At 57.7% G+C, this 11,399-nt stretch carries 8 protein-coding genes, 2 tRNA genes and 1 rRNA gene; 2 read left to right on the top strand and 9 right to left on the bottom strand.

The genetic code is table 11. The features are described from left to right. Positions 1 to 164: 164 nt before the first annotated feature. From argH to argC, 5 genes are read right to left on the bottom strand one after another with little or no spacing between them, the layout of a single operon-like run. Positions 165 to 2,090 (bottom strand): argininosuccinate lyase, encoded by a 1,926-nt coding sequence (gene argH / locus AC2D8U_RS20940; protein WP_484621015.1) that lies wholly within the window; start codon positions 2,088 to 2,090, stop codon positions 165 to 167. 2 nt (positions 2,091 to 2,092) lie between these two features. Then, positions 2,093 to 3,313 carry an argininosuccinate synthase gene (locus AC2D8U_RS20935; RefSeq protein WP_484621014.1) on the bottom strand — a complete coding sequence of 407 codons (1,221 nt, stop codon included), beginning with the start codon at positions 3,311 to 3,313 and terminating at the stop codon, positions 2,093 to 2,095. Positions 3,314 to 3,340: 27 nt separating this feature from the next. Further along, positions 3,341 to 4,249 (bottom strand): ornithine carbamoyltransferase, encoded by a 909-nt coding sequence (locus tag AC2D8U_RS20930; protein WP_484621013.1) that lies wholly within the window; start codon positions 4,247 to 4,249, stop codon positions 3,341 to 3,343. A gap of 11 nt (positions 4,250 to 4,260) precedes the next feature. After that, positions 4,261 to 5,031 carry an acetylglutamate kinase gene (gene argB, locus AC2D8U_RS20925; RefSeq protein ID WP_484621012.1) on the bottom strand — a complete coding sequence of 257 codons (771 nt, stop codon included), beginning with the start codon at positions 5,029 to 5,031 and terminating at the stop codon, positions 4,261 to 4,263. Then, positions 5,028 to 6,029, bottom strand: a complete 1,002-nt coding sequence (gene argC / locus AC2D8U_RS20920; RefSeq protein WP_484621011.1) for an N-acetyl-gamma-glutamyl-phosphate reductase — start codon at positions 6,027 to 6,029, stop codon at positions 5,028 to 5,030. The genes argB and argC overlap by 4 nt, the downstream gene beginning before the upstream one ends. A gap of 381 nt (positions 6,030 to 6,410) precedes the next feature. Here argC and ppc point away from each other — a divergent pair, with 381 nt between their 5' ends. Both ppc and AC2D8U_RS20910 read left to right on the top strand, forming a co-directional pair. Then, positions 6,411 to 9,050 carry a phosphoenolpyruvate carboxylase gene (gene ppc / locus AC2D8U_RS20915; RefSeq protein WP_484621010.1) on the top strand — a complete coding sequence of 880 codons (2,640 nt, stop codon included), beginning with the start codon at positions 6,411 to 6,413 and terminating at the stop codon, positions 9,048 to 9,050. A gap of 13 nt (positions 9,051 to 9,063) precedes the next feature. Continuing rightward, positions 9,064 to 9,600 (top strand): YceB family lipoprotein, encoded by a 537-nt coding sequence (locus AC2D8U_RS20910; RefSeq protein ID WP_484621009.1) that lies wholly within the window; start codon positions 9,064 to 9,066, stop codon positions 9,598 to 9,600. Between the two features lie 6 nt (positions 9,601 to 9,606). Here the strand turns inward: AC2D8U_RS20910 and AC2D8U_RS20905 are convergent, their stop codons facing one another. From AC2D8U_RS20905 to rrf, 4 genes are all read right to left on the bottom strand, one after another. After that, positions 9,607 to 10,884, bottom strand: a complete 1,278-nt coding sequence (locus AC2D8U_RS20905) for a CinA family nicotinamide mononucleotide deamidase-related protein (RefSeq protein ID WP_484621008.1) — start codon at positions 10,882 to 10,884, stop codon at positions 9,607 to 9,609. A 126-nt stretch (positions 10,885 to 11,010) separates the two neighbouring features. After that, positions 11,011 to 11,086 (bottom strand) — tRNA-Thr (locus AC2D8U_RS20900). Between the two features lie 125 nt (positions 11,087 to 11,211). After that, positions 11,212 to 11,287, bottom strand: a tRNA-Thr gene (locus tag AC2D8U_RS20895). 17 nt (positions 11,288 to 11,304) lie between these two features. Continuing rightward, positions 11,305 to 11,399, bottom strand: a 5S ribosomal RNA gene (gene rrf, locus AC2D8U_RS20890); the annotation flags it as partial.

The following is an 11,399-nucleotide window of genomic DNA, read 5'->3' as shown; positions in this document are numbered from 1 at the left end:
ATAGCTGATAGCTGATAGCTGATAGCTGATAGCTGATAGCTGATAGCTGATAGCTGATAGCTGATAGCTGATAGCTGATAGCTGATAGCTGATAGCTCACCAGGAGGGTGCAAAAAAGCCCCCGCAGGTTTCCCTGCGGGGGCTTTTCAATTTCGCGATGGCGACTAGCTGAAGTTGTAGGACATCGCCACTTCGTCACAGGCGTGCTTGCGTGGACACAGCTCGCAGTCCTTCATCACTTTCTCAGGCAGGATCTCCTTGCTGATCTCACCAAAGCCCAACTTGCCAAAGAAGCCTGGTACTCGAGTCAGGACAATCACCTTCTCAAGCTCCAGCTCTCGGCCACGCTGCAGCATGTAGTCGACCAGGGCACGGCCCTGCCCCTGACCGTGATGGTCCGGATCGATCCCCACGCTGCGCATCTCCGCCAAACCGGTTTCGTAGATGTACAGGGAGGCACAACCGACCACCTTGCCATCCTGCTCCGCAACAGAGAAGTCCAGCACATCCTGCAGGATCTCATCACGAGAGCGCGGTAGGGTCTCACCCAGTTCGGCCCAGTAGTTGTTGATCTTGTGGATAGAAGCCACATCAGACAGCCGGGCTGACCGGACCGACAACAACTCTGCCTTGTGAGCATTGAGGCGTTGCTGGGACACATCCAGAGCATGGCGCACCTGTTTCGGTGCGGTGCCACCCATGATGTCCTGATCGGCGATCTCCTGAGTCGGCGCCATCTTCTGTTGGCCCAGGGCCCGCTCGATCTGCTCTAGGGAGGTGCCGCCCTTTGCAACCCGCTTAGCCAGACAGGCGTCAATGGTCAGGTGCTGGTAGACATCGGACTCAATGCTATCGGAGAAGGCCTGCAGCGCTGGCAGGGTGAAATCTTCCAGTGCCTTGCCCGCTTCGATGGCCGCCACCACCACTTCACCCACCACATGGTGCGCTTCGCGGAACGGCATGCCTTTGGCGACCAGGTAGTCGGCCAGCTCGGTGGCATTGGCATAGCCCTGCTGTGCCGCAGCCAGGGTGCGCTGCTTGTTCACCTGGACCCCTTCCAGCACCAAGGCGGTCATATCCAGACAGATCAACCAGCTGTCGATGGCGTCGAACAGACCCTCCTTGTCCTCCTGCATGTCCTTGTTATAGGCCATGGGCAGGGCTTTCATGGTGGTCAGGATCCCGGTGAGCGAACCATAAACCCGGCCGGTCTTACCCCGGATCAACTCCAAAGCATCGGGGTTTTTCTTCTGCGGCATCAGGGAGGAACCCGAGGTCACCGCATCGGCCAACTCGATAAAGCCCGCTTCACCTGAGTTGTAGAAGATCAGATCTTCCGCCATCCGGGACAGGTGCATCATGGAGATCGCCGCGGCACTGCACAGCTCAATTACATGATCCCGATCCGACACCGAGTCCAGGCTGTTGTTGGTGGCCTGACGAAAGCCCAGGGCATGGGCCAAGGCCTGACGATCCACCGGGTAGGCGGTACCGGCCAGGGCACCACTGCCCAGGGGACAGGTATCCAGACGGTTCAAACCATCCTTCACCCTCAGCAGATCCCGCTCCATCATCTCCACATAGGCCATGGCCCAGTGGCCGAAGGTGATCGGCTGGGCACGCTGCAGGTGCGTGTAGCCCGGCAGTACCGTGTGGGCCTCCCGCTGAGCAAGCGTAAGCAGTTGCTGCTGTACCTTCACCAAGGCTTCGATGACGTATTCGCCCTGATCCTTACACCAGAGCTTCAGATCCGTTGCAACCTGATCGTTACGCGAGCGTCCTGTATGCAGCTTTTTGCCCAGATCCCCGACCTTGTCGATCAGTGAAGACTCGACAAAACTGTGGATATCCTCGGCACCAGAGGCCAGGATCTGCTCTTCGGTAACCGACTCGGCCAGATCGTGCAGCGCCTTCACCAGGCTGCCATGCTCAAGATCATCGAGCACGCCAACCTGCTTCAGGGCACCGGCCCAGGCAATAGAGCCGGTGATATCCTGCTGCACCAGACGGTAGTCCACCGGCAACGAGTCGTTGAACAACTTAAAGCGACTGTCCGCGGCGCCGCTAAACCGACCGCCCCATAAGGCCATGATTACTTCTCCTCGTTCTTATCGACGGCATGCATGGCCGCAATGCGGCTGGACAGGCTGAACAGACGGATAAAGCCTTCGGCGTGCTTCTGGTTGTACACCTCATCCTCTTCGAAGGTAGAGAAGGCCTCGGAGTACAGGCTGTTGGGGCTTTGACGCTTCACCACGGTGGCGTGCCCCTTGTACAGCTTCACCACGATCTCACCGGTGACCACCTTGGCCAGGCTCTCGGCCGCCGCCAGCAGGGCTTCGCATAAGGGAGTGAACCAGCGACCGTCGTAGATCACATGGGAAAACTCCAGGGCAACCTGCTCACGAAACTTGAAGGAGGCCTTATCGTGCACCATGGTCTCCAGACCGCGCAGCGCAGTATTCAGGATGGTGCCGCCAGGAGTTTCGTAACAGCCACGGGACTTCATCCCCACCAGGCGGTTCTCGACGATATCGATCCGGCCAACGCCGTGCTTGGCCGCCACGTCATTCAGGTAGGTCAAGGCGTTGTAGGGGCTCATGGCCTCGCCGTCGACGGCGGTCAGGACGCCCTTGTCAAACTGCAGGGAGACGTACTGAGCTTCGTCCGGGGCCTGCTCCGGGGAAACGGTCCAGGTCCAGACCTTATCGGATGGCTCACAGTAGGGATCCTCCAGCTCACCACCTTCGTGGGAAATATGCCAGGCATTGGCATCCCGGCTGTAGATCTTCTCTGCGCTGGCCGTGGTCGGGATGTTCTTTTCAGCCAGGTAGTTGAGCAGATCAGTCCGGGACTTCATGGTCCACTCACGCCATGGGGCGATCACCGCCAGCTGAGGGGCCAGGGCAGCATAGGTGGACTCGAACCGCACCTGATCGTTGCCCTTACCGGTACAACCGTGTGAGACCGCATCGGCGCCCACTTTCAGCGCCAGTTCGACCTGAGCCTTGGCGATGATGGGACGCGCCATGGAGGTGCCCAGCAGGTAGGTGCCTTCGTAGATGGCGCCGGTCTTGAGGATCGGGTTCACATAGTCCGCCACGAACTCCTCTTTCAAGTCGATGACATGGCAACTGGACGCACCGGAGGCCAGGGCTTTCTCTTCCACACCCACCAGCTCTTCCGGATCCTGGCCAACATCGGCGACGAAGGCGACGACTTCACAATCGTGCTGCTCCTTGAGCCAAGGAATAATGGCGGAGGTATCCAGGCCGCCAGAGTAGGCCAGTACAACTTTCTTGATTTGAGACATTTTTGTTTTCCTTCTGGGTCGGAATGCTTATTGAGTCAGGAGCTGAAGCAACACGGCGTTCTGGGCATGCATGCGATTTTCCGCCTGATCGAGGATCACCGAGTTGGGACCGTCCATCACCTCTGAGGTGATCTCCACCTCCCGATGCGCCGGCTGGCAGTGCAATACGCATTTGGCGCCACTGGCGGCCATCAGCTCTGCATTGATTTGATAGGGCATAAACTTCGCCTTGATTGCCTCAAATGGCGTGTCATCGCCCATGGAGATCCAGGTATCGGCATACAGGGCATCACACCCTTCCAGCGCTGACGTATCACTGGACAACTCCAGGCTGCCACCGTGCTCGGCAGCAATCGCCTTCGCTTCCAGCACCATGTTGCCATCAGGGAAGTGACCCGGAGGACAAACCACCACCATGTCAGCCCCAAGCTTGGCAGCGGCAAACATCAGGGAGTGAGTCACATTGTTGCCGTCCCCGACATAACCCAGCTTAACCTGGCTCAAGTCGCCACAATGCTCCTTGAGGGTGACGAAGTCGGCCAGCGCCTGGCAGGGATGGTAGAGATCACACAGGGAGTTCACCACGGGTACGGTGGCGTACTCTTTCAGCTCAACAAGCGTGTTGTGATCAAACACCCGGGCGACGATGGCATCACACCAGCGGGACAGGTTCAGCGCAAAGTCCTTAACCGACTCGCGCTGCCCCAGGGCACCGTTTTGCTGATCCAGGTAAACCGCGTGGCCCCCGAGCTTATTGATCCCAATGTCAAAGCTGACCCGGGTCCGCAGGCTGGGCTTTTCAAACAGGGTTACCACGGAGAGACCCTTCAGGGCATCCTCGAACGGGCTGTAGTCCTGCTTGATCTCGATGGCTTTGTCGATGATGGCCAGGATCTCCGCCTGGCTCAGATCTTTCAATGTCAGTAAATGTTTCATGGCTTAATCCCTTAAGGTTGTACTGCGGTGCCGACACTCTCACCGTTGAGCAGCGCGGCCAGTTGTTCTGGATGACGCCAGCTGGCGATCCGGACACAGTTATTGATGGTGTGAGCCGCCGCCAGGGCGGCTTCGACTTTGACTTTCATCCCGCCTTCGATGACCCCCAGGGCCACCTGCTGCTCAAACCCAGTCCGATCCAGCATTGAGATCAGCTGACCTTGACCATCCAGTACCCCGGCGACGTCGGACAACAGGGTCAGTTCAGCCTCCAGCAGCTGGCAGATCACCGTCGCAGCCTGATCCGCATTGACGTTGAGCAGCTGACCGTTCTCATCGACGGCGATGGAGCTGATGATCGGCAACATACCCGCTTCCAGCAAAGCCTTGGGCAGGGTCGCGGCCTTGGCCGCTACTTCGCCGACACAGCCCAGTGCCTTATCCAACACCTGGGCTTGAACCATGCCGCCATCCGCCAGGGACAGGCCAACCGGCGTCAGGCCTGCCTTGCTCGCCGCTGCCACCAGGGCGGTATTGGCGGTACCCGCCAAGGCCCCGGCCACCACAGGGATCTGCTCTGCCGGAGTGATCCGCAGACCCTCTTTTTTTTCAGAAACAAATCCATTGGCAGCGAGCTGTTGCTCGACAACGATGCCACCGCCATGAACCAGCACCAGCTTCCAGCCCCCCTGCTGAAGACCCGCCAAGGTCTCAAACAGGCGCTCGATCCCTTGCTCACAAGCCAACAACGCGCCACCGACTTTAATGACCATGGTCTTCATACATCACCTCCGAGACCATACCGAATAAGTATGCACTGAAGCGCCTGGCTGGCTGCGCCCTTCATCAGATTGTCAATGGCACTGGCCACCACCAGAACATTACGCTGTGGATCCAGCTTCCAAGCGATCAGGCAGCGATCACTGCCCGCTACATCATCCACCTTGGGCCAGTAGCCCGAAGGCAATAGATTGACCTTGTCGCAGTCGGCATAACACTGGTAAGCCGCCTCAACGTCCGCATCTTTAGTCCCCGGCGTTACCGGCACCGTGATGGTGGCCAGGATCCCACGTTTGAATGCGCCCAAGTGAGGGGTAAAGACTACGGGGTGGTCCAACTGGCTCTCGATCTCCGGTTGGTGACGGTGTCCCAATACGCCATAGGGGGTCAGGCTCACATTACAGAAGCTGGAGGTCAGTGAGGCTTTACGGCCCGCACCAGAAACGCCGCTCACCGCATTGATCACAGGCACGCCGCCCTCGCTGATCAATCCTTGTTGTTTAAGCGGCTTAAGTGCCAGCAAGGACGCCGTGGGATAACACCCGGGAACGGCAATCAGCTGAGCTTGGGTCAGGGGCTGTTGGGCCCACTCGGCCAAGCCATATACTGCATCGGACAACAGCTGTGGGGCTGGATGGTCAAATCCATAAAAAGCCGGGAATACGCTCGGATCTCTGAAGCGATGGCCACCAGACAGATCAAACACGGTGAGCCCCTTAGCCAGCAGCTTGGGGGCCAGTTCGGCACTGATTTGATGTTCGGTCGCCAGGCACACTGCATCGGCCTCAAGGTCACTCAGGTTGGCTTCCGACAGGGGCAACAATAGCTGATCAACCAGCCCCAACAGCTCCGGGTAGAGCGCAGACAGAGATTTCCCTTTATCTGCACTGCCTTCGGAAACATAGAGTCCGGTCAGGCTGAGCTGGGCATGTTGTGAAATTAACTTGGCTAGGATGGCACCGGTGTAACCGGACCCTCCAATGACTGCGACCTTAATCATGGTCTGGCTCCTTGCGGAAGAAATTCTGGATTAGGGGATAACGCAAACGGCACTGACGCGCCAAGCCCGAGCGGGCTTCAGAGGGGGATTATCGTCGTCGCAGTGTTGTTGGCAGGGTCGTCATGGGTCGTGCTCTCAGGGCGGTTCCTTGTTAAGTTGATACAAAGATTACCCGCTCCAGTTTTTTATGCAACCCCCATGCATAACTATATTTGCGAATTGGCTTCACTGCCATCATTGAGAACACTTTGCTCCCCAGGGACAAAGTCACATTCGGTTATTTGTCTTTTGATGCCTAGATTTCATCCAACCATCCTTGACGCTTGGATGATTGCACCTCAGGATCAATCGGCTAAGAATATTTTTCAGGGAGACTGATCGATGGCCGACATGTACGCCCCGCTAAAGGCGAACGTCCATCTACTGGGGTCCATCCTCGGTGAAACCATCCTCGGCGAGCAGGGGGACGAGTTCCTCAGCCGCGTTGAGGCTGTCCGTAAGCTGTCTAAGGCATCCCGTAATGGTGATGACGATGCCCGAGGCCAGATGTTGGCCATGCTGGCCGACCTGCCAGACCACGAGCTGGTTCCTTTTGCCAGCTCTTTTAACCAGTTCCTCAATCTGGCTAATATCGCAGAGCAACACCACTCCATCTCACGCAACTGCGATGAACTGGTCTGTGTGCCCGATCCGGTGGAGCAACTGCTGGGCCGACTGCTGAACGGCAAAGCCAAGGTTGATCCCCAGCAACTCCTGGCTGAACTTGAGAAACTGGAGATCGATCTGGTACTCACGGCTCACCCAACAGAAATCACCCGCCGCACCCTAATCAAAAAATACGCCAATCTGATCGACTGCCTGAGTGAAGGGGAAAACCCCCAGCTATCGAAACTGGAGATCCAGCGCAATAAACTCAAGATGCGCCAGCTGGTGTCCCAGATCTGGCATACCAATGAGATCCGGAACCAACGTCCAACCCCCGTGGATGAAGCCAAATGGGGCATGGCCACCGTAGAAGCCAGCCTATGGAAGGCGGTTCCCGAATTCCTGCGCCAGCTAAGCGAACAGGTCCAGGAGCACACTGGTACCCTGCTGCCCCCCCATGTTGCCCCGGTGAAGTTTTCCAGCTGGATGGGCGGCGATCGTGACGGGAACCCCAACGTCACTGCCAAAGTCAGTCAAGAAGTCTTCCTGCGTAACCGCCTGACAGCAACCCGATTGTATCTAGATGATATCAAGCAGTTGCATGGCGAGCTGTCCATGACACGTTGCGATGAGGCCCTGCGAACCGAGGTCGGTGACGTCCGCGAACCCTATCGCATCCTGTTACGGCGTCTGCATGCGACACTGCAGCAAACCCATGACTACCTCGAGCAGCGACTGGACGGTCACCACCCCGAGATCGAGATCGAGTCCCTGATCTGGACCAAAGCCGATCTCCTAGCGCCGCTGGAACTGGCTTATAACAGCCTGATGAATTGCGGCATGCACTTGATTGCCAATGGCAGCCTCCTCGACATCCTGCGCCGGGTTCACTGCTTCGGCTGCACCCTGGTTAAGGTCGATATTCGCCAATCTTCCGATCGGCACGCCGATGCCATCGCCGAGGCCACCCGTTATCTGGGTCTGGGCGACTACAACCATTGGAGCGAAGAGGAGAAGCAGGCCTTCCTGCTCCGCGAGCTGAGCAACCGTCGACCCTTGCTTCCCCATCACTGGCAAGCCAGTGCCGAAACTCAGGAAGTGCTCGATACCTGTCGTATGATCGCCCGCCAGAGCCAAGAAGCCCTGGGCTCCTACGTGATCTCCATGGCAGCCGCTCCCTCAGACGTACTGGCCGTCGCCCTTTTGCTCAAAGAGTGCGACTGCCAGTTCACCATGCCCATCGTGCCGCTGTTTGAGACGCTGAGCGATCTAGACAATGCCGCCGATGTTATGCGGGCCCTGTTTGCTATCGACTGGTATCTGGGCTACTGCCGGGGTCGTCAGCAGGTGATGATCGGCTATTCCGATTCCGCCAAAGACGCGGGCGTAATGGCCGCCTCCTGGGCCCAGTACCGAGCCCAGGAAGCCTTGGTAGATGTTTGTCAGCAAGCCGATGTAGCACTGACCCTGTTCCATGGTCGAGGAGGCTCCATCGGACGCGGGGGCGGTCCAGCCCACCAGGCGATCCTGTCCCAGCCCCCGGGCTCTGTAGACAGCCGCCTGCGTGTCACCGAACAGGGCGAAATGATCCGCTTCAAATTTGGTGTTCCCCAAGTCGCGGTGCAAAGCCTGGCGCTCTACACCTCGGCAGCGCTGGAAGCCACTCTGCTGCCCCCTCCGACGCCTAAACCAGAATGGCGTACCCTGATGGACGAGATCGCCGAAACCTCGGTCGAGGCTTACCGTCAGATCGTCAACGAAGAACCGGATTTCGTGCCCTACTTCCGTGCTGCAACACCTGAGCAGGAGCTCTCCGCTTTGCCACTGGGTAGCCGCCCGGCTAAACGCCGTGCCGACGGGGGAGTCGAATCCCTGCGTGCCATCCCCTGGATCTTTGCCTGGACCCAGAACCGCATGAATCTGCCCGCTTGGCTCGGTGCCGGTGAAGGGCTCCAGCAGGCCGTGGACAATGGCCACCAGGAGACCATGCGTGAGATGTTCCAACAGTGGCCCCTGTTCAGCACCCGCCTCTCCATGCTGGAGATGGTTTACGCCAAGGCAGAGCCCAACCTGGCCCGCTACTACGAGCAGGTTCTGGTACCGGAGAGCCTCCACCATCTGGGTGACAGCCTACGTGAACGGCTACAGGTCGGCATCGACTGCATCCTGGATCTGACTCAGGAACAAAGCCTGATGGAGCTGACCCCTTGGAACAAGGAGTCCGTTGAGTTGAGGCATCCCTACATTGACCCGCTGAACTTCCTGCAAGCCGAGTTGCTGCGTCGTTGCCGTAAGGAAAACGACAGTGTTGAGTTGCAGCAAGCCTTGATGATCACCATCGCAGGGATCGCGGCAGGCCTGCGTAATACAGGGTAAAGAAGAGATGAAGATGCCGGTTATTTTGATTTTTCTGGGTCTGCTGCTTGGCGGCTGTGCCACCAGCTACTCGGTTAGCGAGGCAGAGTTGGAAGATCATCTGAACCGGCACCTTCGCTCTGAGCAAACACTCGCGGGCAATGATCACCTGGGTGCCGAGCTGGTGTTTTCTGATATTCAGGTGGAGATCGGCCGGGAGCCAGAGCGGATCTCGGTCGCGGCACATTCCAAGATAAAAGTGAATACGCCGCTGATCCCGTTGCGCGCAGGGCTGGTGCTGCAATTTAAAGCCACACCCTGGTATGACAGCAATGATCACAGTATCTATCTCAGCGATCTGGAGCTCGCCAAGATTGAGGCCAGCCCCAAAGAGCTTGAGCAGATGCTGATCCCACTGAGCCGGGAAGCGATGCAATGGATCCAGCTGTACTTGGAAAACCAAGCTGTCTACACACTGGATGACCAGGGCTGGCAACAGGATCTGCTGCGCCGCTTTGGCAAAGAGATCCGGATCCAGCCCGGCAAACTGGAGTTTCTTCTCCAGCCCTGATTGCACTCAGCTCGACTCGACCCGCTTCAGGTAACCATACTCCGCCATCACCGGCAATTGCAGCAGGTGACGGCGGACCATATCTAATGCCACCACAGTTGCCAATGCCCGCACCTGATCACGCTGGCGCATCCCCAACCTGAGGACTTGCGCCTCCACCCCCTTAGCATGGGCCAGGGCAAACGCCACCGTTCCCAAAGGCTTATCCTCACTGCCGCCCCCCGGACCGGCAATGCCACTGATACTGATGGCCAGATCCGTCCCCGCCTTTTGCCGGGCACCAGCCGCCATCTGACGCACCGTCTCCAGTGAAACCGCCCCGTGCTGTGCCAGGCAGAGCGCCGAAACTCCCAACTCTCGCTGCTTGGATTCATTACTGTAGGTGATCCAGCCGCCCTGCAAATAGGTCGAACTGCCAGCAAAATCCACCAGCTGGCTGGCAACCATTCCTCCGGTACAGGACTCTGCCGTCACCAAGGTCAGTGAACGCTCACTGAGCAGTTGATGCACGGCTTCCCCAACACTGATGACGTTCTCCCCCACCAAAGCGTCCCCGAGGCGCTGTCTGAGCTGTATCAGCAAGGCTTGCCATCGCGACTCCTCCACCTCAGCACGGCGCATCAGCTTTAACTCGACATAAGGCAAGGACGCCCGGTAGCCAAGCTCCACACCATCAGGTAACACCAGATCGGAGAGCAGATGAACCAGTTGAGACTCTCCCTGACCCACGGTCAACAGGCGATACAAGGGCATACCGGGCATAAGTCCAAAATCTTGCATCAACCACGGCAATAACTCGTCGTTCAGCATCTTCTTCAGTTCGGACGGAACGCCTGGGGTAAAAACAAACCAGGTTCCCTGCCACAGCACGCGGAAACCACAGGCTGTCCCAACAGGGTTATCAATCATCACCGAGCCCTTGGGCAGCATCGCCTGCTTACGATTAATCTCGGCCATCGGGCGACCACGTCGTTCAAAGAACGCCTTCATTGTCGCCAGCCAGCCTTCATGGAGTTCCAGTTCAACCCCCATGGCTTGTGCAATCGCTTCGCTGCTTAAATCATCCAGGGTCGGCCCTAGACCACCATTAACCAAGACCAGATCGGCACGACCTGCCGCTGCGGTAAATGCCCCAATCAGATCGGTCATGCGATCTCCCACCGTCACGCGGGAGTGGATCTCCTCACCATGCTCCAACAACCTCTGGGCGACCCAGGCAGCATTGGTATCCACGATCTGGCCAGACAGCACCTCTTCCCCGGTGCAGATCATCTCTATGTGCATCAGTATCTCCTCGTCAGGCCTTCACCCTAATTCACGGCCGCCTCGTCGGGCAAGGATTCAAACGGATAGGAGGGGATAAAGTGGTAAAACAACAAACCCAGCCATAAGGCTGGGTTATTGGGGAACTGGTGCTGATACCCAGATTCGAACTGGGGACCTCACCCTTACCAAGGGTGCACTCTACCAACTGAGCTATATCAGCAGCATAGACTCTTACAAAAGGATAGCTCAGCCAATGGCAAAGAGCACCCAGCCTGGGACATACTGAAGGCAAAGCAAAGGACGCAAAACGAAAAAACCCAGCCATAAGGCTGGGTTTATCGAAAATGGTGCTAATACCCAGAGTCGAACTGGGGACCTCACCCTTACCAAGGGTGCGCTCTACCAACTGAGCTATATCAGCAAAATTTTAAAATAAGCGTCTGGCGATGACCTACTCTCACATGGGAACTCCCACACTACCATCGGCGCAACTGCGTTTCACTTCCGAGTTCGGCATGGGATCGGGTGGGGCC

This window comes from Ferrimonas sp. YIN67, assembly GCF_057219095.1.
Note: the sequence above shows the minus strand (reverse complement) of the source record. Positions and strands in the feature narration are given on the sequence as shown.